Origin of the sequence: Jiangella alkaliphila (assembly GCF_900105925.1) — a bacterium.
Taxonomy (GTDB): domain Bacteria; phylum Actinomycetota; class Actinomycetes; order Jiangellales; family Jiangellaceae; genus Jiangella; species Jiangella alkaliphila.
In genome coordinates this window covers 1895767-1919352 of sequence record NZ_LT629791.1, presented here as the reverse complement: position 1 = coordinate 1919352, position 23586 = coordinate 1895767, and the positions used below count along the sequence as shown (strand labels likewise).

19 protein-coding genes are annotated in these 23586 nt (G+C 73.5%); 10 read left to right on the top strand and 9 right to left on the bottom strand.

The genetic code is table 11. The features are described from left to right. Positions 1–39: 39 nt before the first annotated feature. Both BLV05_RS08995 and nagA read right to left on the bottom strand, forming a co-directional pair. The gene (locus BLV05_RS08995; RefSeq protein ID WP_046770204.1) at positions 40–1617 is read right to left on the bottom strand and encodes an alkaline phosphatase D family protein; all 1578 of its coding nucleotides are present in this window, start codon (positions 1615–1617) and stop codon (positions 40–42) included. Positions 1618–1735: 118 nt separating this feature from the next. Continuing rightward, on the bottom strand, positions 1736–2869 hold the full coding sequence (gene nagA / locus BLV05_RS08990) for an N-acetylglucosamine-6-phosphate deacetylase (RefSeq protein WP_046770203.1): 1134 nt from the start codon (positions 2867–2869) through the stop codon (positions 1736–1738). Positions 2870–3060: 191 nt separating this feature from the next. Between nagA and BLV05_RS08985 the strand changes: the two genes are divergently transcribed. Beyond that, entirely contained in the window at positions 3061–3741 is a 681-nt protein-coding gene (locus BLV05_RS08985; protein ID WP_046770202.1) for a hypothetical protein, read from the top strand. A 454-nt stretch (positions 3742–4195) separates the two neighbouring features. Here BLV05_RS08985 and pdxH read toward each other — a convergent pair whose 3' ends face one another. Further along, entirely contained in the window at positions 4196–4843 is a 648-nt protein-coding gene (pdxH, locus tag BLV05_RS08980; protein WP_231948787.1) for a pyridoxamine 5'-phosphate oxidase, read from the bottom strand. A 169-nt stretch (positions 4844–5012) separates the two neighbouring features. Here pdxH and BLV05_RS08975 point away from each other — a divergent pair, with 169 nt between their 5' ends. The 3 genes from BLV05_RS08975 (at position 5013) to BLV05_RS35690 (ending at position 7967) form a co-directional block, all read left to right on the top strand. Beyond that, entirely contained in the window at positions 5013–6119 is a 1107-nt protein-coding gene (locus tag BLV05_RS08975; RefSeq protein WP_046770200.1) for a citrate synthase 2, read from the top strand. A 146-nt stretch (positions 6120–6265) separates the two neighbouring features. After that, positions 6266–7393, top strand: coding sequence for a phosphoserine transaminase (gene serC, locus BLV05_RS08970; RefSeq protein WP_046770199.1), 1128 nt, complete (start codon positions 6266–6268; stop codon positions 7391–7393). Positions 7394–7781: 388 nt separating this feature from the next. Further along, complete coding sequence (locus BLV05_RS35690) at positions 7782–7967, top strand: hypothetical protein (RefSeq protein ID WP_152690868.1); 186 nt, start codon at positions 7782–7784, stop codon at positions 7965–7967. 123 nt (positions 7968–8090) lie between these two features. Here BLV05_RS35690 and BLV05_RS08965 read toward each other — a convergent pair whose 3' ends face one another. Further along, a complete protein-coding gene (locus BLV05_RS08965) occupies positions 8091–8354 on the bottom strand; it encodes a heavy metal-binding domain-containing protein (RefSeq protein ID WP_046770198.1) in 264 nt (87 codons plus the stop codon). A 113-nt stretch (positions 8355–8467) separates the two neighbouring features. Beyond that, positions 8468–9016 carry an RNA 2',3'-cyclic phosphodiesterase gene (thpR, locus tag BLV05_RS08960; RefSeq protein WP_046770197.1) on the bottom strand — a complete coding sequence of 183 codons (549 nt, stop codon included), beginning with the start codon at positions 9014–9016 and terminating at the stop codon, positions 8468–8470. A 93-nt stretch (positions 9017–9109) separates the two neighbouring features. On the opposite strand from thpR, the gene argS reads away from it, so the two are divergent. Continuing rightward, positions 9110–10855 (top strand): arginine--tRNA ligase, encoded by a 1746-nt coding sequence (gene argS / locus BLV05_RS08955; RefSeq protein WP_046770330.1) that lies wholly within the window; start codon positions 9110–9112, stop codon positions 10853–10855. 3 nt (positions 10856–10858) lie between these two features. Here argS and BLV05_RS08950 read toward each other — a convergent pair whose 3' ends face one another. Further along, positions 10859–12109 carry an MFS transporter gene (locus tag BLV05_RS08950; protein WP_231948786.1) on the bottom strand — a complete coding sequence of 417 codons (1251 nt, stop codon included), beginning with the start codon at positions 12107–12109 and terminating at the stop codon, positions 10859–10861. Positions 12110–12162: 53 nt separating this feature from the next. Then, positions 12163–12654 carry a MarR family winged helix-turn-helix transcriptional regulator gene (locus tag BLV05_RS08945; RefSeq protein WP_231948785.1) on the bottom strand — a complete coding sequence of 164 codons (492 nt, stop codon included), beginning with the start codon at positions 12652–12654 and terminating at the stop codon, positions 12163–12165. A 205-nt stretch (positions 12655–12859) separates the two neighbouring features. On the opposite strand from BLV05_RS08945, the gene BLV05_RS08940 reads away from it, so the two are divergent. Then, on the top strand, positions 12860–13894 hold the full coding sequence (locus BLV05_RS08940) for an endonuclease/exonuclease/phosphatase family protein (RefSeq protein ID WP_046770195.1): 1035 nt from the start codon (positions 12860–12862) through the stop codon (positions 13892–13894). A gap of 391 nt (positions 13895–14285) precedes the next feature. Here BLV05_RS08940 and BLV05_RS08935 read toward each other — a convergent pair whose 3' ends face one another. Continuing rightward, positions 14286–15722, bottom strand: coding sequence for a DUF2530 domain-containing protein (locus BLV05_RS08935; RefSeq protein ID WP_046770194.1), 1437 nt, complete (start codon positions 15720–15722; stop codon positions 14286–14288). A gap of 139 nt (positions 15723–15861) precedes the next feature. Here BLV05_RS08935 and BLV05_RS08930 point away from each other — a divergent pair, with 139 nt between their 5' ends. The 4 genes from BLV05_RS08930 to BLV05_RS35685 are packed head-to-tail and all read left to right on the top strand — an operon-like array spanning position 15862 to position 20708. Further along, complete coding sequence (locus BLV05_RS08930; protein ID WP_046770193.1) at positions 15862–17319, top strand: NCS2 family permease; 1458 nt, start codon at positions 15862–15864, stop codon at positions 17317–17319. A 36-nt stretch (positions 17320–17355) separates the two neighbouring features. Beyond that, positions 17356–17958, top strand: a complete 603-nt coding sequence (locus tag BLV05_RS08925; RefSeq protein ID WP_046770192.1) for a dienelactone hydrolase family protein — start codon at positions 17356–17358, stop codon at positions 17956–17958. A 24-nt stretch (positions 17959–17982) separates the two neighbouring features. Continuing rightward, positions 17983–19077: a flagellar basal body-associated FliL family protein gene (locus BLV05_RS08920; protein ID WP_046770191.1), complete on the top strand. Its 1095-nt coding sequence runs from the start codon at positions 17983–17985 to the stop codon at positions 19075–19077. Continuing rightward, on the top strand, positions 19074–20708 hold the full coding sequence (locus BLV05_RS35685; RefSeq protein WP_157524226.1) for a hypothetical protein: 1635 nt from the start codon (positions 19074–19076) through the stop codon (positions 20706–20708). Before BLV05_RS08920 ends, BLV05_RS35685 begins: the two co-directional genes overlap by 4 nt. Here the strand turns inward: BLV05_RS35685 and BLV05_RS08905 are convergent. Further along, positions 20621–23581: a sacsin N-terminal ATP-binding-like domain-containing protein gene (locus BLV05_RS08905; protein ID WP_082155445.1), complete on the bottom strand. Its 2961-nt coding sequence runs from the start codon at positions 23579–23581 to the stop codon at positions 20621–20623. The two genes, BLV05_RS35685 and BLV05_RS08905, sit on opposite strands and share 88 nt — an antisense overlap. Positions 23582–23586: the final 5 nt, after the last annotated feature.

Genomic DNA, 23586 nt, shown 5'->3' with positions numbered 1-23586 from the left:
ACGTGTGGCCGCGATTCCTTTCGGGTGGCGTTCTCGGGCTCAGGCCGGCTGCGCCCCCTGGCTCCCTGCCTCGATGACGAACGAGGCGCCGGTCCGCAGCGGCGCGCCGGGCGTCGACACCTGGTCGAGGATCCGGTAGTCGGCGCGGTAGTTGTCGCGGTCGACCCGGCACGACACGTAGCCGCGGCGGTTGCTGTTGTACCGAAGGTGCGGATTCTCCGGCAGCACCGCGGCGAAGTACGCCGACTGGTCGGTGCCGTTGCCGCCGGACGTGATCGACGTGCACACCAGCTCGGTGCCGATGACCGGCGCGGACTCGTCCTCGAAGTTCTGCCGCAGGTCGGCCATGAAGTGGGCGTGGATGTCCCCGGTCAGCACCACGAAGTTGTCCACCTGCCGGTCCACGACGTAGTCCATGAGCCGCTGCCGGGAGACCCGGTAACCGTCCCAGGAGTCGGTGAGCCCTGCGTCGCGGTTGTCGCCAGGGACCGCGCCGCCGGCCTCCAGGTCGAGGTTGGCGAACAGCACCTGCTGCGGCACGACGTTCCAGACGGCGGTCGACTCCCCGAGTTGGCGCTCCAGCCAGGTCGTCTGCGCTTCGCCGAGGATGGTCGCCGACGGGTCGAAGTCGTCGCCGCACGTCGCCGGGAAGGTGTCGTTGCACGGCTGGTCGGTCCGGAACTGGCGGGTGTCCAGGACGCTGAACCGCGCCGTGTCGCCGTAGCCGAAACCGCGGTAGAGCGGCAGGTCAGGCCCGGTCGCCCGGCGATCCGCGCGCAGCGGCATGTGCTCCCAGTACGCCTTGTAGGCCGCCGAACGGCGCCGGGCGAAGTCCGCGGACGACCCGTTGCCCTGGGCCGGGTCCTGGTTCTCCGGCGTCAGCCCGGCGTAGTTGTTGTCGACCTCATGGTCGTCCCAGGTCACGATCCAGGGCGCGACCAGGTGCGCGGCCTGCAGGTCGGGGTCGGTGCGGTACAGCGCGTGCCGGCGGCGATAGTCCTCCAGGGTCACGATCTCGGGTCCCACGTGCTGACGTACAGCGTTCGGGTTGGTCCGGCCCTCGTAGATGTAGTCGCCGAGGTGGAAGACCACGTCCGGGTTCTCACTGGCCAAGTGGCGATAGGCGGTGAAGTAGCCCTGTTCGTAGTGCGAGCAGGACGCGAAGGAGAAGGAGATCGCCGGCGTCGTGCCAGGCGCCGGAGCGGTCCGGGTGCGCCCGATGGGCGAGACGTGGTCGCCGACGATGAAGCGGTAGTAGTACCACCGGTGCGGCTTCAGGCCGCGCACGTCCGCGTGGACGGTGTGCGCGTCCTCGGCCTTGGCCAGGTCCACGCCCTGGCGGACCGGACGGCGGAAGGTGTCGGTCTCCGAAACCTGCCAGCGCACGGGGACGCTGCGCGGCGTCATGCCGCCGGTGGGTTCGAGCGGCCGCGGCGCGAGCCGGGTCCACAGCACCACGCCGTCGGGGAGCGGGTCGCCGGAGGACACGCCGAGCGTGAACGGGTACTCGACGACGCGGTCGGCGGCAGAGGCGGTCGTGGGGACGAACGCGATGGTGGCGAGCGCGCCGGCGCCGGCGAGCAGCTGCCGGCGGCCGACCAGGAGGCCTTGGGTCATGGGGCACGCCCTTTCGGGGAGGGTGCGCCCGATGCAACCGGCGGGCCGTGACGAGGGCAGCGCCAACTGGTGATCGGCAGACAACCGCCCGGTGAACAGCTCAGGCGGCCGGCCTCTGTCAGGGCGTGGTCCACTCCCCGCGGGCCATGACGGCGTCGACGGCGAGGTCCGCGTCGAGCACGACGAGGTCGGCGTCGAGTCCCGGCGCGAGGGCGCCGGTGCGGCCGTCGATGCCCAGCAGCCGAGCCGGCGTGGCCGACGTCGCGCGGACCGCCTCGGGCACGGTGAACCCGGCCTGCTGGACGGCGAACCGGAAGGCGTGGTCCATGGTCAGCGTGCTGCCGGCGATCGAGCCGCCCTCGACCAGCCGGGCCACCCCGTTCTCGACCCGCACCGCCAGCTCGCCGAGCACGTACTCGCCGTCGCCGATGTCCGTCGCGTCCATGGCGTCGGTGACCAGGGCGATTCGCTGTGGGCCGGCGGCCGCCCGGACCAGCCTGGCGACCGCGGCGTGCAGGTGGACGCCGTCCAGGATCAGCTCCACCGTGACCCGCTCGTCCTCCAGCAGCGCGACGATCGGGCCCGGGTCGCGGTGGTGTACCGGCGCCATCGCGTTGAACAGGTGCGTCGCGACCGTCGCCCCGGCGTCGATCGCTTGTCGCGTGATGTCGTAGGTCGCGTCGGTGTGCCCGACCGCGGCGACGGCGCCCGCGGCGACGACCGCGCGGACCGCGTCCAGGCCGTGGTCGAGCTCAGGGGCGAGCGTGACCATGCGGACGGTGCCGCGCCCCGCTTTGAGCAGGCGATCGACGGCGTCCGGCTCCGGCGGGCGGAGCGCGCGCTCGTCGTGGGCGCCCTTGCGGGCCGGCGAGATCCACGGGCCCTCCAGATGCACGCCGGCGATCAGCCCCTCGTCGGTCAGCTCGGCCAGCGCCCGGACGTCGTGCTCGAGCGCGTCGTACTCGCCGGTGACCAGGCTCGCGACGATCGACGTCGTGCCGTGCCGCCGGTGCGTGGCGACGAACGTGCGGACCGCCTGCTCGTCCGCCCCCACGACCGTGCCGCCGCCCCCGCCGTGGGTGTGCATGTCGACGAAGCCCGGGACCAGCCAGCGCCCGCCGAGGTCGCGGGCCGCCGGGCGCGGCGGAGCGCCCGAGCCCAGCGCGGCGATGCGCCCGCCGTCGACCTCCAGCCAGCCGTCCTCGACCACGCCGTCGGGCGTGACCATCACCGCACCGGCGATCGCCGTCATCCGCGTTCCTCCCGGCCTCGTTCGTGTCGGTCCGCACGGTATCGCGTCGCCCCAAGTCCCTCGAATGTCGTCGGTCCGGGCATGGCTCCACGTACGGTCACCCTGGCTCGGCGCCTTGCACCGACGATCTCAAGGAGGCCTCCGGCCCCCTCTCATCGCCGGTCTGCCCAGCCCTCCTATGCTCGGTCGGCATGACGGTGACAGTGCGGTCCCGGTTCCGCGGTCCCACGACGTCGGGCAACGGCGGGTACGTGGCGGGCGTGCTTGCGGCGCGGCTCGGCGGCGGGCCGGTCACCGTCACGCTGCGCACCCCGCCGCCGCTGGAGACGCCGCTCGCTGTCTCGTCCTCGCCTGACGATGGCGTCTCGCTGATGGACGGCGACACGCTGGTGGCCGTCGCCGCTCCCGCCTCCGACGGTGACCTCGTCGCCGTCCCGCCGGTGCCGGTGGCGGAGGTCGCGGAGATCTCGGCCCGCTACCCCGGCTTCGCGGCGCACCCGTTCCCCGAGTGCTTCGTCTGCGGCCCGGACCGCTCTCCCGGCGACGGGCTCCGGCTGTTCCCCGGCCGCCTCGGCGACGGCCGCACCGCCTGCCTCTGGTCCGTCGGCGACGACGTCGCGGGCGCCCCCGAGTTCGTCTGGGCCGCGCTCGACTGCCCCGGCGGCTGGTCGGCGCCCATCGAGGGCCGCCCCATGGTCCTCGGCCGCATCACCGCCTCGATCGACGACGTCCCCGCATCCGGCGAGTCGTGCCTGGTCATGGGTTCCTTCGTCGGCACCGAAGGCCGCAAGACCTGGACAGACTCCACCCTCTACGCCGCCGACGGCCGGGTGCTCGGCCGCGCCCGCTCCACCTGGATCGCGATCGCCTGACTCGCCCCGACTTGTTCCCGTGTTCACCGGACGGAAAAGGCGTTGCCCTGGGGGCGGAGCGCCGCATAACGTGGGTGGCACACGGAGAGGAGGTGGTCCAGTAGATGAATAGCTATCGGACTTGTGAGGTGGCTGCTCGCTAGCAGCCCTGGTCGTCGCAGGACTTGGGGGTGACCCCCGCGTTCGCCGGCTTGGCAGCTGGCAATAACGAGTAGTCACCCGACTCGTGGGCTCCCGGCGCTGGTCCGTCCGGGCCACATCTGCCGACTGTGTGTCAGCAGAGTGGAAGCAGCCCACGGGTCGTCCCACTTCTGAGGCACGAACGGCCCCTTCTCAGCCGGTGCCGCCGGGCGCTCCGCACCGCGAGCGGCCAGGCGGCAGCCGGCGGAACCGAAGCACAGCGGGCACAGGAGCCCGGCCCATGCTGCTCAACTCGGCGAACCCGGCTCACGCCTCACGGAGCCAGCCGCTCCACCAACCAACTCTCCCCCACCCGGCGATACCGCAGCCGATCATGCAGCCGGGCGATCCCGCCCTGCCAGAACTCGACGGTCTCCGGCACGACCCGGTACCCGCTCCAGAACTCCGGCAGCGGCACCTCCTCCGGATACCTCTCCGCGATCTCGGCGGCAGCCGCCTCCAGCGACTCCCGCGTCTCCAGAACGGACGACTGCCGGCTGGCCCAGGCGCCGATCTGCGACTCCCTCGGCCGGCTGCGCCAGTAGGCGAGCGTCGCCGCCCGGGTCACCGTCGAGGCCGAGCCGCAGACGAGGACCTGGCGCTCCATGGCGATCCAGGGGAAGCACAGCGACACCCGCGGGTTGCCGGCGATCTCCGTCGCCTTGCGCGAGCCGGTGTTGGTGAAGAACACGAAGGCGCCGCCGTCGATGCCTTTGAGCAGCACGGTTCGGCTGCTGGGCTGGCCGTCGGGGCTGGTGGTGCCGAGAACCATGGCGTTCGGCTCGGGCAGGTTCATGGTGACGGCGTCGTGCAGCCAGGCGCGGAACTCGTCGAACGGATCGGGCGCGAGGTCGCGCTCGAGCAGCCGTCCGGCGGTGTAGCGGCGGCGCATCCGCGGCAGTCCTTCCTCCACGTCCTCCACTCTGTCACCTCGACCAGACAGATGGCCGGTCACGGCGGTCACACAAACGTCGTGGCCGAGGCCACTGTGGGAAACCGCACATTCACATTGCCGCAACTTGTGGAGAGCCACCAGTTGCGAGGCATGATGGGCGTGGGGGCCCGCGAGCGCACCACGAATGGAGATGTCAATGACCGAGGTCAAGCATGGCCTTGAGGGTGTCGTAGCGTTCGAGACCCACATCGCCGAGCCCGACAAGGAAGGCGGCGCACTCCGCTACCGCGGGGTCGACATCGACGACCTCGTCGGCCGGGTGCCGTTCGGCAACGTGTGGGGGCTGCTGGTCGACGGCGGGTTCGATCCCGGCCTGCCGCCGGCGGAGTCGCTGGATCTGCCGGTCCGCACCGGCGATGTCCGGGTCGACGTGCAGAGCGCGGTCGCCACGCTGGCGCCGCTGTGGGGCTTCCAGCCGCTGCTCGACACCAGCGACGAGGACGCCCGCGACCAGCTGGCACGCAGCGCGTCCACCGCACTCTCGTTCGTCGCGCAGTCGGCGCGGCACTCGACCGGGCAGGCGCCGGTCCCCGACGACGTCGTGGCGCAGGCCGGCAGCATCGTCGAGCAGTTCATGGTGCGCTGGCGCGGCGAGCCCGACCCGCGGCACACCGCCGCCGTCGACGCGTATCTGACGTCGGCCGCCGAGCACGGCATGAACGCGTCGACGTTCACCGCGCGGGTGGTCGCGTCCACCGGCGCCGACGTCGCCGCGTCGCTGTCCGCCGCTGTGGGCGCCATGAGCGGGCCGCTGCACGGCGGCGCGCCGTCGCGGGTGCTGGCCATGATCGAGGAGATCGAGCGCACCGGCGACCCCGTCGGCTATGTCAAGGGCATCCTCGACCGCGGCGAGCGGCTCATGGGCTTCGGCCACCGCGTCTACCGCGCCGAGGACCCGCGGGCCCGCACGCTGCGCCGCGTCGCCCGCGAGCTGGGCGCGCCGCGCTACGAGGTCGCCGAGGCGTTCGAGAAGGCCGCGCTGTCCGAGCTGCACGAGCGCAAGCCCGACCGCGTGCTCGCCACCAACGTGGAGTTCTGGGCCGCCATCGTGCTCGACTTCGCCGAGGTTCCGGCGAACATGTTCACGTCGATGTTCACGTGTGCCCGCACGGCCGGCTGGTGCGCGCACATCCTCGAGCAGAAGAAGACCGGCCGGCTGGTCCGCCCGTCGGCCATGTACACCGGCCCGGGCGCCCGCACCCCTGACACCGTCGCCGGCTGGGATCCCGCCTGGGCGGCCTGACCAGCACCAACGTACGACGCCACGCGCCGGTCCGGGTCATCTGACGGACCGGCGCCCGCATGTGCGCTCTCATGCGGCACAATGGCCTACCTGACAGTGTGGTCACACTTCCGTAACCCACCGGACACCCGACACGGAGCGCAGCCATGACCGACACTGTGCAGATCCCCGACGACCTCAAGCCCGCCGACGGCCGGTTCGGCTCAGGCCCGAGCAAGGTCCGCCCCGAGGCGCTGGCCGCCCTCGCCGCCCAGGGCGGGTCCGTCCTCGGCACGTCGCACCGGCAGGCGCCGGTGAAGAGCCTGGTCCGCCGCGTCCGCGAGGGCGTCGCCGCGCTGCTCGGCCTGCCCGAGGGCTACCAGGTCGTGCTCGGCAACGGCGGCACGACGGCGTTCTGGGACGCCGCGGCGTTCGGCCTGGTCAGGCAGAAGGCGCAGCACCTGTCCTTCGGCGAGTTCTCGTCGAAGTTCGGCACCGTCACCAAGACCGCGCCGTGGCTCGACGAGCCGACCATCGTCAAGGCCGAGCCGGGCACGCTGCCCTCGCCGGTGGCCGAGGACGGCGTCGACGTCTACGCGTGGCCGCACAACGAGACCTCGACCGGCGTCATGGCGCCGATCCGCCGGGTCGACGGCGCCGCCGGCGACGCGCTCGTGCTCGTCGACGCCACCAGCGGCGCGGGCGGCCTGCCGGTCGACCCCACGCAGGCCGACGTCTACTACTTCGCGCCGCAGAAGAACCTCGGCTCCGACGGCGGGCTGTGGATCGCCGCGTTCTCGCCGGCCGCGCTGGCCCGGGTCGAGGAGATCGCCGCCACCGGCCGCTACGTGCCGGCCTTCCTCGACCTGCCGACCGCCATCGACAACTCGGCCAAGGACCAGACGTACAACACGCCGGCCGTCGCGACGCTGTTCCTGCTGGCCGACCAGCTCGACTGGCTCAACGGCAACGGCGGCCTCGAGTTCGCCGTCGGCCGCACCACGGCGTCGTCGAGCCACCTGTACAGCTGGGCCGACAAGACCCCCTACACCACGCCGTACGTCGCCGACCCCGACGCCCGCTCGCTGGTCATCGGCACCATCGACTTCGACGACACGGTCGACGCCGCCGCGGTGGCGAAGGTGCTGCGCGCCAACGGCATCGTCGACGTCGAGCCGTACCGCAAGCTGGGCCGCAACCAGCTGCGTGTCGCGATGTTCCCGGCGGTCGACCCTGCCGACGTCGAGGCGCTGACCGCGTGCATCGACTTCGTCGTCGAGAAGCTCGGCGCCTAGGAGGGGCCGGGCATACCGGCGATGAGAGGGGCCGGAGGCCTCCTCGACATCGTCGGTCCGAAGCGCCGAGCCAGGGTGACCGTACCTGCGGCCATGCCCGGCCCGACGACATCCAAGAGATCAGGTAACACGGTCAGTCAATAACAACGCCCGGCCGCGATTCGTGTCAGCGGCCGGGCGCGTTGTTGGTTCCACTTACCGTAGGAACCTCATTCCCCCGTCGTGTTCCTGGGACAACCATAGAACTCGGCGATCATCCTGGGGATCATCCGTTCGGTCCTCTGCCTGTGGGCCGCGCGGTCAGCATTTCACTGCAGTAGTGGACCGGTTTGCCCTGGCTGACGGCCTGGCAGACAACGTTTCCGCTCGGGCTGATCAACTAGTCACGATGTTGGTCACGGAACGGCGAATTCGCCGCCCCGACCAGCCCGTCAGCCGCAGCGCGGCGGCGCGTAGGCTGAGGTCGACGACCCGCGAAGGAGGCACCACGGTGCGGCCGAAGACCACCCGGCAACTGGTGAGCGCCGTCCTGGTCCTCATGCTCATCGTCGTCGCGGTCGCGGCGCTGCTCTGACGGCGTCAGCTGCGGCCGGTCAGCGCGGAGCGGGCGACCGCCTCGTACCGCGGGCCCCGCAGGGCAAGGGCGACCTGGCGGCCCTGCTCGCACCGTCCACACGCTCCCCTCCACTCGAGTCACTCATTCACCGTCCGGTACCGGCATCATGCCGAAGACCACCGCCGTACCCAGCAGGTAGTGATGGATGACGGAGTGCCGGCCCAATGTGGCCTGCCAGCAGCTGTGCTTCACGCCGATCACAGCGTTGGCTCCTTGTTCCTCGGCCAGCAGGGCGAGCTCGTCGAGCGCCTCGTTGAGATCCAGCCGGTCCGCGAACAGCACCCACGAACGGGTGATCGGCGCGTCGACATCAACGACGTAGTCGGTCGTGTAGAGCGGAATCATCCCCCTATGGTCGGGACGTTTCCGGGACTCGGCAATGGGCTCGCCCGCTTCTTCCACGCCCACCACCTGGCGGTGATCCTCATCGTCGCGGTGGCGGCGGCGCTCTGACGGCGTCAGCGGCGGCCGGTCAGCGCGAAGCGGGCCAGCGCCTCGTACCGCGGCCCACGTTCGTGGCCACCCGGCACCGAACGGAACAAGGTCAACCCGTCGGCCAGCCACGACGGTCCCGCGTACGGCGCCAGCCGCTCGACGTACGGGCGCAGGTCGGCGCCGACGTGAGCCCGGGCGAGCGTGACGTGCAGCCGGAACCGCTGCCGCTCGTCGTGCCCGACGCCGGTCCGCCGGCCGGCGGCGCGCGCAGACCCGGCCAGCGCGCGCAGGACGACGCCGTCACCCTCGAACCCAGCCCACAGCACGATCTGGCCGAACCGGCCCGCGCCGGCGATGCGCGCCTGCGTAGCCGAGCGCCGGCGGGCCACACGCTCAAGGCGCTCGGTCAGCTCGGCCAGCCGGTCCTCGCCCACCTCGCCGTAGAACGCCAACGTGAGATGCCAACCGGCCGGGTCCGACCAGCGCAGCGCGCTGTCGCGGACCCCGTCGACGACGGCGGCCAGATGCGCGACAGCTTCCGGCGGTGGCGCGATGGCGGCGAACAGCCTCATCGGGGGACGCTGTCGACGTACTGCTCGTGGGACAGCCGCATCCGCCAACAATTGCATGGCGCCGCGTCGCCGGGCGCCGGGACCATGCGCACCATGACGAGCTCGCTGCTGACCGAGGTCTCCGCGGCGGTGGCGGACGGCATCGCCGCCGCCGACCCCGCGCTGACGTCTGCCGACCCGCTGGTCCGGCCGAGCGAGCGCGCGGACTTCCAGTCCGGCGCCGCGCTGGCGCTGGCCCGACGCGCGGGTCTGCCGCCGGCCGAGCTGGCCGCGCGGGTGGCGGCCGGGGTGCGCACCGGCACGCTGGCCGACGTCCGGGTGTCCGGCCCGGGGTTCCTCGAGCTCACGGTCGCGCCCGACGCGGTGTGGCGGCGGGTCGCGGACCGGGCGGCGCGGGCCGACCTCGGGCTGCCGCGCGGCGAGGCGGGCAAGCGCGTCGTCATCGACTATTCGGCGCCCAACATCGCCAAGGAGATGCACGTCGGTCACCTGCGCTCGACCATCATCGGCGACTGCCTCGCCCGGGTGCTCGGCCGGCTCGGCGCCGACGTCGTCCGGCAGAACCACCTCGGCGACTGGGGCACGCAGTTCGGCATGCTCATCCAGTACCTCGACGAGCATGCCGAGGCGGCCTGGCGGCAGGACGAGCTGGCCGGCGTCTCGCCGGTGTCCGCGCTGGACGAGCTCTACCGGGCGGCGCGGGCGCGGTTCGACGCCGACGACGGGTTCGCCGGCCGGTCCCGGGCCCGGGTGGTCGCACTGCAGTCCGGCGACCCGGCCACGATCGCCGTCTGGCGCGAGATCGTGACGGAGTCAGAGGTGGCGTTCCGGCAGCTGTACGACCGGCTCGGCGTCCTGCTGACCCCGTCCGACTCCGCCGGAGAGTCGTTCTACAACGACCGGCTGGCCGCCGTGGTCGACGAGCTGACCCGGGCCGGCGTCGCGGTGGTGAGCGACGGCGCGGTGGTGGTGTTCTCCGAAGATGAGACAGGCCCGGACGGCGCGCCGGTGCCGCTGATCCTGCGCAAGGGTGACGGCGGCTACGGCTACGACACCACCGACGTGGCGACGCTGCGGTACCGGGTGTCCGAGCTGCACGCCGACCGCGTCCTGTACGTCGTCGACGCGCGGCAGTCGCTGCACTTCCGGCTGGTCGTCGAGGCCGTGCGGCGGGCCGGGTGGCTGCCCGGCGGCGTCGAGGTCGCGCACGTCTCGTTCGGCACCGTGCTCGGCCCCGACGGGCGGCCGTTCCGGACCCGAGCCGGCGACACCGTCACGCTCAGCAGCCTGCTCGACGCCGCCGCCGGCCGCGCCCTGGCCGTCGTCGCGGAGAAGAACCCGGCGCTCGACCCGGCCGAGGCGGCCCGCATCGCCGAGCTGACCGGCGTCGGCGCGGTCAAGTACGCCGAGCTGTCGACGTCGCGGACCAAGGACTACACGTTCGACGTCGCGCGCATGGTGTCGTTCAGCGGCAACACCGGCGGCTACCTGCAGTACGCCCACGCCCGCATCGCGTCCATCCTGCGCCGCGCCGAGGGCGAGCCGGACCCCGTCGTCGACCCGTCGGCGGGCCTGCATCCGGCCGAGCGGGCGCTGGGGCTGGCGCTCGACGCGTTCGGCGACACGCTGGCCGACGTGGCCGCGAGCCTGGAGCCGCACCGGCTGTGCACGTACCTCTACGACACCGCGCGGGCGTTCACCGACTTCTACGAGGCGTGCCCGGTGCTGACCGCGCCTGAGCCCGAGCGCGGCAACCGGCTCACGCTGTGCCGGCTGTCGGCGGCGACGCTGCGCGAGGGCCTGGCGCTGCTGGGCATCGTGGCGCCGGAGCGGATGTGAGCCTCAGGCCACCCGGACCGTCGCCGGCTCGTCCGCCGGTGCCGGGGCCGGCGCTGTGGTGACGACGACCAGCCCAGGCCGCGGCCGCAGCCGCGTCCGCACCACCACACCGCTCCTCGGCGCCAGGACCAGCAGCGCGGCGAGGGCGAAGGCCGTCGTCAGGATGCCGCCGCCGAGCAGCGACCAGCGTGCGCCGAACGTCCCAGCGACGAAGCCGATGAGCGGCGCGCCGAACGGGGTGCCGCCCATGAAGATCATCATGTAGAGCGACATGACCCGGCCGCGGACGTACTGCGGCACCGTGGTCTGCACGTAGGCGTTGGCCGCCGTCATGATCGTCATGGCGATGATGCCCAGCGGCACCAGCGAGATCGCGAACAGCACATACGACGGCATCAGCCCGGCCGTCACCTCGAGCAGGCCGAACACCACCGAGCCGCCGACGATCAGCCGCCGTCGCGGCACCCGCCGCCGCGCCGCGATGAGCGCGCCGGACAGCGTCCCGATGGCCATGATCGAGCCGAGCAGGCCGTACTCGCTCGGGCCCTTCCCGTAGACGTCGGTTGCCATCAGCGCCATGGTCATCTGGAAGTTCATCCCGAAGGTGCCGAGCCCGAACATGATCGCGACGACCATCAGCAGGTCGGGCCGCGACCACAGGTACGACACGCCCTCGCGCAGCTGCGAGACCGTGCCCGCGCGCTCGGGGTCGCGCTTCGGCCGGCCGCCGGCCCCGCGGAGCAGCAGCAAGGCCAGGATCGGCGACACGAACGACGCGCCGTTGAGGATGAACACCCAGCCGGTGCCGATCAGCCCGATGAGGATGCCGGCGAGGGCGGGTCCGATCAGCCGCGCCGCGTTGAACGACGCGCTGTTGAGCGCGACCGCGTTCGTCAGGTCGTCCTTGCCCACAAGCTCCGAGACGAACGCCTGCCGGGCCGGGTTGTCCAGCGCGCTGCCGACGCCGAGCAGGAACGCGAGCACGTAGACGTGCCAGATCTGCGCCGCCCCGGTGAGCGTCAGGACGCCGAGGAACAGGCCGACCAGGCCCAGGAACGTGTTCGTGAGCATGAGCAGCCGGCGCTTGTCGAACCGGTCGGCGAGCAGCCCGCCGAACGGCGCCACCAGCAGGAACGGCAGGAACTGCAGGCCCGTCGTGATGCCGACCGCCTGCGCCCCGCCGCCGAGCACGACCAGCACCAGCCAGTCCTGCGCGATGCGCTGCATCCAGGTGCCGACGTTGGACAGGAACATGCCCGACCAGTAGAGACGGTAATTGCGGTGCCGGAGGGAGTGGAACGTAGGACTCACAGGCCGGCCAGCTTCTCGAGCACGGGCAACGCCGCGCGCAGCCGATCGCGCTCGTCGGGGCTGAGGTCGCGCAGCTTGTGCGTCAGCCAGGCGTCGCGGCGCTTGCGGTCGGCGGCGGTGCGCGCCTTGCCGGCGTCGGTGATGCGGACGTTGATGACGCGGCGGTCGTCGAGGTCGGGCTCGCGGACGGCGAGGCCGAGCTCTTCCAGTCCCGACACGATGCGGGTCATCGACGGCGGCCGGATGCGCTCGCACGCGGCCAGCTCGCCCACCGGCAGCGGGCCCTTGCGCCCGAGGATGCCCAGCGCGGACAGCTGGTTCAGCGTCAGAGAGTCGTCCTCGCGCTGGTTGCGGATGCGGCGGTTCAGCCGGCCGACGGCGATGCGAAGGGAGCTGGCCAGCCCGGCCTGGGTACGCGGCTGCGCCGGGCCCGAGCGCGCCGGTTGGCTCTGGGGCGCGGTGTTCTGAGAGATCTTCGCGGCTGGCACTTTCGTTAGTTTAACTCATTACCTTTGCTAAAGGCCAGCGGCGTCTTGTCGGTTTGGTCCTGGCGGAGTTTGAGCTGCTTTGCGGTGGATTGAACGGCGGGTGAGCGCAGCCCGTCGGTGAGACGTCCGTTCGCGACGTCCGTTGACCTGCCCATCCGCGGGTGCCGAGACTGACCACACCCGACCGCCAGAAGGGTGTGCCGCCATGCCGGACCTCAGCCGTCGCTCCGTCCTCCGCACCGGAGCCCTCGCCGCCGTCGGGGCGGGTGTCGCGGGAGCCGCTGGTGCGGCCGGTGCGGCCAGTGCGGCCGGGGTGCCGCCACGGCCGGCGGCCGGGACCATTCGGGTCCTGACCTGGAACATCTACCGCGGCGGCACCGGCGTCGGCGCGGACAACCTGCCGCTCCTGCTGGACCAGCTGGTCGCGCTGCGCCCAGACGTCTACCTCGCCGTCGAGACGTACGGCGCCGGCGACCGGATCGCCCGCGAGCTGACCCGGCGGGGCGGCAAGGGCCGGTTCACCGGCATCAAGATCACCGACGCGGCACCCGGCAGTGACAACCTGTGGATCTTCACGCACCTGCCGGTGGTCCGGGTGCACCCGAAGCCGGTCGGCGGGACGCACATCGGCGACTTCAACCTCGGCGGGGCGCGGGTCCGGCTGCCCGGACGGCGGGAGCTGGACGCGTTCGTGCTCTGGTGCAACTACACGAACCCGTGGGACGGCTACCTGATCGACGAGAACGCGGCGGCGATCCGAGCGGGACTGACGCCGCGCCACTCCCCGGCCGACGTCGTCCACGCCGGCCGCCGCCAGACCGCCCACGTCGACGAGGTCGTGCGCCGGCACCTGCCCGCCATGACAGGCGGCGACGACGTCCCGATCATCATCGGCGGCGACCTCAACACGCTGCCTGCCGCGGACTGGTCGGCGGCGAACGCGGGTGCGCCGAACCACTTCGGTATGGCCTACGACCTCACCGCGACCAAGGTCCTCACCGACGCCGGCTTCGTCGACACATTCCGCGCGATCGAGCCGGACGTCGCGGTCGAGGGGCGCACGTGGAGCCCGCTGCCGACGGAGCGGCTGATCACGCCGCAGCGCATCGACATGATCTTCGCCAAGGGCGCCGTCCGCGTCCACGACGCCGCGACTGTCGACGCGCGGCTGGCCCAGCACGGTCCGGGCACGTTCTACTCCGACCACGCCGCCGTCTGGACCGACGTCAGCGTGGCCTGACCGTCACGGGCGCCGGGTGACCCGTCCACGGCCCTTGCTTGTCCGTCCCCGTACCTGCAGGACATCCCTGACGATTGCGGCTCCAAGTCACACGCGGTGAGAACCATGATCAAGGGCGGTTTACTGTCGTCAGGGCAGCAGTAGACCGCCCTTGATCATGGTTCTCAACACCCTACGGGTGGACCCAGGACCACACCAACGGTGTTCCCGGACTCGCTCCGGCCGATGTGGCAACCCGATCCACGTTCGCTCGATGAACCGCACATCACCCGCGACACGGATCAGGTCGACGAGCCCCAAAAGATCAATCGGGCTCGCATATCGAGGTGGGAGGACCCTCCCAACCGGGCGGGGTCTGGCCGGCGATCGACCGAATCCTCGAACACTGACGTCAGGCGGTGTCGGAGCGCCGAGCCCGGCGACCGCGGTAGCCGCTGCCGCCCTCGGTGTCGGCGGCGTCGGCGGCGTCGGCGGCGTCGGCGGCGTGGGTGTCGTCCACGGTGCGGCGGCCGCCGAAGGTGGTGTCGAGGAGCGGCTCGTCGTCGTCCGCCGGGGACGAGGCCGGGCGGGTGGGCGCGTCGCCGAACAGCTCAGACGCCGACGGGGGCGGGGTGCGCCGGGACGGGCGCTCGGGCGGCGGCGGGGCGGGACGCCGGTCGGCGGGAGCAGGACGGGGCGGGGCGGCAGCAGCAGGGCGCTGCGGAGCGGCCGGGCTCGCCCCCGAGGCGGGTCGCGGCGCCGGCGCCGGACGCTCGCCCGTCGCCGGACGCGAGGACGGCGGCACCGGGCGCTCGCCCGTTGCCGGACGGGACGGGGCAGCCGGGCGCTCGGACGCGGCCGGACGCGAGGACGGCGGCACCGGACGCTCACCGGTCGCCGGATGGGAGGGGGCGGCCGGACGCTCCGGCGCGACACCGGGACGCTCGCCGGGAGCCGGTCGCGGCGCGGCGGCCGCGGGTCGCTGGCGCGGAGCCGGACGCTCACCCGTCGCGGGCCGGGACGGGCTCTCCCCCGCACCGGGGCGCGGCCCGGCCGCCGGACGCTCCGCAGCCGAGGGAGCGGGGCGCGACGGCGGGATGGGCTGCTCGCCGGTCCAGCTGGGCCGGCCGTGGGCGGTGGCGTCGCGAGGTGCGGAGCGCGGATCGGGACGCGCACCGGGCCGGGCCGGCGGCAGGTCGACGCGAGTGGCGTCGGCGCGGGTGGTGTCGGGGCGGACGGGCGGCAGGTTGTCGCCGGTGTCGATCGGCCGGGTGACGGAGTCGGGCGAGGTCTGCGGGCGGGCCGGCCCACCGGCCATCGGCCCACCGGCCGACGGCGCACCGGCCGACGGCGCACCGTCGAACGGACGCGGCCGTTCGCCACGCGCCGGACCCTCGCCGCGCACCGGCTCACCCGGCAGCGGCTCGTCGTGCGCCGGCTCCCCCCGTGGAGGCCGCTCACCTCGGACCGGCCCGGCCGGCAGGGCGTCGTCGGCGTCGCGGGCGATGACCTCGCCGCGGGTCAGCACCTCGCCGTCGGCGGACGAGGCCTCGGCGAGGGCCGCCTCGGCCTCTTCGCGCTCGAACTCGATGGCGTCGCGCCGCTTGCGCGCGTACTCAAGGCCCAGCAGCCCGAGCCCGACGCCGGCGAGGCAGGTCCAGACCCACCAGCCGCGCCCTTCGGCCTGCAGGGTGTCCATGCGCAGGGCGAGCAGTACGAAGGCGACCGCCCAGAGAACGGTGACGACCGCGACCGTGCGAACGCCGTCGACGTCGAGCGGCTGAACCTGGTCGGGCTCGGCCGCCTCGACCTCGGGCTCCCCTGGGGACCGCCGCCGACGCTTCGCCATATGCCCCAGGCTAGCCCGGCCACCTCGGTCGCGGCGAGCCGATCCGCGGCCCGCCGCATTCGTCCCGTAACGATCTTCTGGCATCCTCACGCCCACAACCGGCTGCGTCCGTCCCCCGCCGAGCTGCCCGGAGGCCCCCATGAGCGACACCGACACCACGACCGAACCCACCGCGCTGCACCGCTATTTCAAGATCACCGAACGCGGCTCGACGATCGGCCGCGAGGTGCGCGGCGGCCTGGTCACGTTCTTCACGATGGCCTACATCATCGTGCTGAACCCGCTGATCATCGGCACGGTCGCCGACGTCGACGGCACCTTCCTGGGCGGCGGCGACACGCCCGACCTCGCCGCCGTCGCCGCGACGACCGCGCTGGTGGCGGGCGTCCTGACGATCGCCATGGGCGTGGTCGCGAACTTCCCTCTGGCGCTGGCGGCGGGCCTCGGGCTCAACGCGTTCGTCGCGTTCGGGCTGGCGTCGGAGATGACGTGGGCCGACGCGATGGGGCTGGTGGTGATGGAGGGCCTGGTGATCCTGGTCCTCGTCCTGACGGGGTTCCGGCAGGCCGTGTTCGGCGCGGTCCCCCGTCAGCTGAAGACCGCGATCAGCGTCGGCATCGGCCTGTTCATCGCGCTGGTCGGCTTCGTCAATGCCGGGTTCGTGCGGTCGACGGGGAATCCGTCGCCGCCGATCGGGTTGGGCGACGGCGGCTCGCTCACGACGTGGCCGGTCGCGGTGTTCTGCGCCGGGCTGATCGCCGTCATGGTGCTGTACGCGCTGAGGGTCCGGGGCGCGATCCTGTGGACGATCATCGGGACGGCCGTGCTGGCGGTCGTCGTCGAGACGATCGCGGACCTCGGCCCGTCAGTGGAGAACCCGGGCGGCTGGAACCTCAACGCGCCGACCTGGCCCGACCAGCTCGTCGACCTGCCGGACTTCTCGCTGATCGGCGACTTCAGCCTGCTCGGCTCGTGGGAGTCGGTCGGCGTGGTGAGCGTGCTGCTGTTCGTGTTCACGCTGATGCTGGCCGACTTCTTCGACACGATGGGGACGATGGTCGCGGTCGGCGCCGAGGGCCAACTGCTCGACGAGGACGGCAACCCGCCGAAGACGACGCAGATCCTGCTGGTCGACTCGGTCGCCGCCGCGGCCGGCGGTGCCGCGTCGGTGTCGAGCAACACGTCCTACATCGAGTCCGCCTCGGGCGTCGGCGAGGGCGCGCGCACCGGCCTGGCCAGCGTGGTGACGGGCGTCTGCTTCCTGCTCGCGACGTTCCTGGCGCCGGTCGTGGCGATCGTGCCGAACGAGGCCGCCGCGCCGGCGCTGGTGCTGGTCGGGTTCCTGATGATGGGCCAGGTCCGCGAGATCGCCTGGGACGACGTCGAGATCGCCATCCCGGCCTTCCTGACGCTGGTGCTGATGCCGTTCACGTACTCGATCAGCACGGGCATCGGCGCCGGGTTCCTGTCGTACGTGATCATCAAGCTGGCCCGCGGCAAGGGTCGCGAGGTGCACCCGCTGCTGTGGATCATCGCCGCGCTGTTCGTGGTCTACTTCGCGATCGCGCCGATCGAGGACCTGCTGGGCGTGCGCTGAGCCGACCTTGTCGGTGCCGTCCGATAGAACCGACCCATGACCGAGATCGTGCTCTTCCACTCCGTCCTCGGGCTCCGGCCCGGGGTGCTGCGAACCGCCGAGCGATGGCGCGCGGCCGGTCACGTCGTCCACGTGCCCGACCTCTACGGCGGTGCGGTGTTCGACGACTACGACGAGGCGTTCGAGTTCCTCGGGAAGCTCGGCGGCCAGACCGAGCTCGCCCGGCGCACCGAGGCGGCGGTCGACGGCGTCCGGCCCGACGTCGTCTACGCGGGGTTCTCCAACGGCGTCATCTCCGTCGTGCAGCTGGTCACGTCGCGGCCGGGCGCCCGCGGGGCGCTGGCGTTCCACGGCTCGGTGCCGGTCCGCGCGGTCGGCGCCGAGCTGTGGCCGTCCGCCGTCCCGGTGCAGGTGCACGAGGCCGAGCTCGACCCGTTCCGCGAAAACGACGCCAACCGCGAGTTCGCCGAGACGGTCGCGGCGTCCGGCGCGTCGTACCACTACTTCTCCTATCCTGGCGTCGCCGCGCACCTGTTCGCCGATCCGTCGCTGACCGGCGAGTACGCCCCTGACGCGGCCGAGCTCCTGCACGGCCGTGCGCTGGAGTTCATCGCGGCATGTGAAGATCGGGGGCGCTGACCCACCCGACGGCGAGGAGCAGGCATGCGGCTGACTCTCCCGGCGGCCGCTGTGCTCGTGGCCGCCGCGACGGCGCTCGGCCCGGCGACGGCCGCCGCGACGACGACGCTCGAGACGACGGCACGTGCCGAGGAGCCGGCGTCCGGCGACTATCCCGGCGCGGTCGCCCTGGCCTGGGCGTCCGAGCCGGTCTACGTCGACGAGACCCAGGCCGGCATCGTGTCCGCCGCCGACGCCAACCGGCTGGCCGACCGCGTCGACGGCCACTCGCCCGCCGTGTACATCGCGGTCCTCCCGGCGGAAGCGCTGTCCGACCAGCCCGGCGACGATGACGACGCCCGCGGCGCGGCGTTCCTCGACGCCGTCGACGAGGCCGGCGGTCCCGACGGCGTGTACCTCGTCGTGTTCGGCGGCGCGGCCACGTACGGCGCCGACTACGGGGTCGACTCCTCGGTGGCCGAGGCGGTCGGGGCCGCGGTCGAGGCGCACACCCGCTCGCAGCAGGTGGCGATCCTCGACGACACGCTCACCGAGCTCGGGGTGTCCGGCGCGCCCGAGGAATCCGGCGGCGCCGGCTGGGTGCTGCCGCTGGTCATCGCGCTGGTGGTGCTCGCCGCCGCAGGCGGCGGGCTGCTCTGGTGGCACCGCCGACGCGACCACGACCACGAGGGACCGGCGCTCTACCGGCCGTCCTTCGACGTGCTCGACGACGAGGCCGACTCCCTGGGTGAGCGGCAGGAGCTGGCCCGCGAGGACGTCACCCGGCTCGGCGAAGAGCTCGACGCCGCCGACACCAGTGTCACCGACCCCGCCGTCGCGGCCGACGTCCAGGCCGCCATGGACGCCTACGCGGCGGCCGCCGCGGCCGTCGACGGCACGCCCGACGACCACGTGCTGCGCGCGGTGCGCTCGACCGTCGAGTACGGTCGGTGGCGCCTCGCGTCCGGGCACGCGCGACTGGCCGGCCGTCCGCTTCCCGCGCGACGCGACGAGTGCTTCTTCGACCAGCGCCATGGGGTGTCCGTGACCGACTGGATGTACACGCCGCCCAGCGGCCGCGCCCGCGAGGTCCCGATCTGCGCCGGCTGCCGCGACCGACTGGCCGGAGCGGTCCGATGAGACTGGTCGCACGAGTCGCGGCCACGCTCGCCCTGACCACCGCTGTCGCCGTCTGGACGGCGGCGGGCCCGGCCGCGGCCGACGAGGCCGACGTCGACCGCTACCTCGACGAGGTCGCCGTCGAGCTGTCCCAGCCCGGCGTGTGGATCGACCCCGACGCGTCCGACGCCTTCGGCCGCGACGAGGCCGCCGACCTCGACGAGGCGGCGGCCGCGGCGCCCGTCGACATGCGCATCGCCGTCGTCCCCGCCTGGAAGCTCGACCCCGAGGGCCAGGACCGCCTCGTCGGCCGGTTCCTGCTCTACGAGGGCGAGGAGCTCGCGTCGCAGCTCTACGACCGCGTCGGCGTCGACGGCGTCTACCTGGTCATGTCCGTCGCCGACTCGTCCTACGACGGCCGCGGCCTCTGGGGCGTCCAGCACAGCGAGGACGGGCCTGCCTACTACGTCGAGGACGCCATCGACCAGGCCGTCGACTGCTGCGCACCTGAGTACGGCCCGATGATCGACCGATTCATCGACCGCGCCTCCGAGGTCGACCACCCGTTCTACATCGACGTCGCGCCGTGGGCCGGCGGCGCCGTCGGCGTGGCCGGTCTCTGGTGGGGCGGCACCACGCTCAGCGCGCGGCGCCGCCGCCGGGCCGACGAGCAGGGCCACCTCGACGTCGTCCGGCCGATGCTGACCGAGGAGGTCATCGAGCTGTCCGACCGCGTATCCGACCTGCCGACGACGTCCGACATCGCGCAGGCGGCGCTGACGAAGGAGATCCTCGACACCGTCGAGAAGGCGCGGCACCCGGCTGGACAAGGCGGCCTCCGACGACGACGTCCAGGCGGTGACGTCGCTGCTCGGCACAGCGCGCTACAAGATCGCCTGCCTCGAGGCGCTGCAGCAGGGAAAGCCGGTCCCCGAGCCGACGCCGCCGTGCTTCTTCGACCCGCGGCACGGGCCGAGCACGCTGCAGCGGCAGTGGACGCCGGCCGAGGGCGCCGAACGCGAGGTGCCGGTCTGCGACCAGTGCGCCGCCCGGCTCGACGCCGGCGAGGCGCCGCAGGCCCGCGAGACGGGACGGGGCCGCTACTGGGAGGGCGGCGAGGACCTCGTCGCCTACATCGAGGGCTACTGGAGCGGCACGGCCGGCACCTGGCGCTTCCCGCACGACGACCACTCGCGCGCCCGCGGCTCGCTGTGGAGCCGGTGGGAGTCGCGGCGGCCGCGGGCCAGGCTCGCGAGCATGCGCCGGTCGATGAGCCGTGCGGCCAGCGAGGCGATGGAGTCCTCCGGCGACGGCTCCTCGGGCTCCAGCGGCGGCTGGGGCGGCTCCGGCGGGTCCAGCGGACGGAGCCGGCGGCGCAGCTTCGGCGGTGGGTCGAGCCGGCGATCGACGCGCCGGTCCGGCGGCGGCCGCCGCTTCTGACCGCCCGCCCAGGCGCCCGCCTCACCGCCGGACCCGAAGTTGATCTTGGAGTTCTTCGGCCATCTAACGGGCATTTCGGGCGGGAATTGCCGAAGAACTCCAAGATCAACTTTGCGGCGAGAGGTCAGTCGAAGGCGTCGTCGGCGAGCAGGGCGGGCAGCGCGTCGGGGTCGGCCAGCGCCTCGGCCAGCACCCACCGCTTCGCCCACTGACCGGTGACCCAGGCCAGCCCGCGGGCCAGGCCGTCGAGGGTGGCGGCGTGGACGTCGTCGCCGTCGGGCCACCAGTCGACCGATGTGCCGGCGACGACCAGGTCGTCGTGCTCCACGTACGTCGGCGGCGGGTCGCCCAGAATCGTGTGCGCGATGTCGGGCACCGGCTGGCGCCGTCCGGGTTCGTGGACGGTGGCGTCGTGCACCTCCGACGCGAGGTCGACGTCGAGCAGGTCGGCCAGGGCGGCCGGCCCGTGGATCAACCCGGGCAGGCCCAGTTGCAGCCAGTGCGGGCCGTCGCACACCACGACCGACCCGGCGGGCACGACGCGGCTGCCGATGCCGTCCGGCACCCTGATCCGGTCGGGCGGCCGCACCCCGGCGGGGTCGTGCGCGGCCAGCGCCGCGTACGCCAGCGATAGGGTCGCGGCCGGCAGCTCGAGGTCGTCCTCCGCCAGCCTGGAGAGGACGGCGTCAGGATCGAGGTCGCCGGGCTCGCGCGCCAGCCCGACGGCGGCGGCGAACGCGTCGTCGACCGGGACCTCGGCGACCGGCAGCAGCGCCCGGACCAGCGCGTCGGCGCCCGGCAGTGCCAGACCGGTGAGCGGCCGCCCGCCGATGCGCGCGTGTCGCCGCAGCCACCACGCGGTGTACGACGGCACGGTGCGCTCGCCGCCGTCGGCCAGCGTCAGCCGCAGCGGCGACACGACGGCGGCCCGGGCGTCGGCGTCGGCGGCCAGCCACTCCAGCACCTGCGCCCAGGCGTCGCCGCGAACCAGGTCGAGGTCGGCGACCGCGGCGAACTCGCCGGTCAGAGGTGGTACGGGCTGGGCCGGCAGCGAGGCGAGGACGTCGTCGACCCACCGGTCCTCGTCGTCGAGGTCGTGCCAGGTGTCCGGCTCCAGCGTCACGTCGGCGTCGCGGACGACGGCGAACCCGTCGCGCACGCCGGCGGCCCGGAGCACCGCCGGCCCGAACCGCGCCACCAGGCCGGGCGCGACGGTGAACTCCGCCGGGTCCGCGTCCAGCACGGCCAGCAGCGGCGACCCGGGCAGCAGCAGCTCACGCGCCGGGACGGCCGCTCCCGTCGCGTCGGCCAGCGGCAGGCCGGCCAGCCACGGCTCGTCGGCGACGTCGAGGCCGGACTCCGCGAGCAGCCCGAGCACCGCCTCGGCGACCGGCGCGGGATCGTCGTCGCCCTCGGAGAGGTCCGCGACGGCGCCCTGGACCAGCGGGTCGCGCAGCACAGACGCCGCGGTCGCGTCGACGGCGCCGAGCCGGTAGAGCAAGGGGTGGACGGCCTCGGGCGCGACGACGCGCAGGTCGAACGGCGCCAGCAGCTCCGGGCGCACCTCGCCGGGCACCAGCAGCCCGCGCGGCCCGCGGACCAGCCGCCCGTCGGCCAGCGGTACCGGCAGCGCGCCCAGCGACTCGTGGTCCGACCCGTCCAGCGCGTCGTACAGCGCCCGCCACCCCGCCGGGGCCAGCCGTTCCGCGGCCAGCTCGTCGACCACGTCGGCCAGCGGCGTCACCGTCGTGCCGAGCCCGGCCAGCACCTCCGGACGCCACCAGTCGCGCACCGGCAGTCCGCGCACCACGCCGCCGAGCGCCGCAGGGTCGCCGGTCCGGCTCAGCCCGTCGACCAGCGTCACGTCACCGGGCCGCAGCCGCGAACCGTCGGCGCCGGGCACGAACGGCGTCGCCGCCAGCGCCGTCCGAACCGCCCGATGCAGCACGGCGTCGACGGCCTCGAGCCCCAGCGGCCCGGGCACCAGCGCCAGCACGGCCGGGCCCGGCACCGGCGGGACGAACGACGCGACCAGCCGCGCGTACACCGCGCCGACCTGGTCGGCCAGATCATCGAGCAGCGGGCCGGGCACCACCCGGCGGCGCGACGAGTCCAGCGGCAGCCCGGCGATCACCAGCGCCGGCAGGTCGGTGCGGTCGTCGGTGGGCGTCGGCGCATGTACGACGGCCGGCAGCGACGGCGGCAGCGCGACCGGTGCCCGCCCCCCGGTGTCGTCGCCGACCGGCACCGCGACCGTCACCGACCAGCCCGGCCGCGACCGCTCCTCGAACGGCCGGTCGGCCAGCAGCTCGTCCGGCGCGACGCCGGCGCGCGTGGCCAGCCGCCAGGTCCGCGCGCCGATCCGCCGCTCCACCAGCCCATCCGCCAGCTGCACCGGCGCACCCGCGTCCAGTCGGCGAACCTCGCCGTCGACGTCCACGACCAGCTCGCCCAGCCACGGCAGCGCCAGCAGCAACGCGTCGTCGATCTCGGTGAGCAGCCGGCGGACCAGCCGTACGGCCTCGTCGTCGCGCAGCGGCAGCTCGACCGCGGTGTCGTACCCGTCCGGCACCGCGCCGGAGGCCGGGAACGGCAGCCGCAGCACCGGCACGTCGTCGCCGCGCCGGGCCAGCTCGGCGGCCAGCCCGGGCACCGACGCGGCGGCCGCCCGCGCCTCCGACCGCGACCACCGCAGGCCGCCGCCGGGCGCCGTCAGTACCCGCGGCTCGTCGGTGACCGCCAGCACGGCGGCGAAGCCGACCCCGAACCGGCCGACGGTGTCGCCGTCGCGCTTGGCCGACGCGCGCAGCGTCGACAGCCCCTCGGCCCCGGCCGCGTCGAGCGGCGCGCCGGTGTTGGCGGCCAGCAGCGTCGACCCGGCCAGCCGCAGCAGCAGCCGCACCGGCAGACCGGCCCGGGCGCCCGCGTCGGCCGCGTTCTGGGCCAGCTCGACCACCACGCGGTCGCGGTAGGACCCGCGGGCCAGCTCGTCCTCGGCGTTGGCGTCCTCGCGGAACCGGGCCGGCGACGCGGACCAGGCGGCGAGGACCCGCTCGCGCAGCGCCGCGGTGTCGAAGACGTCCACTAACG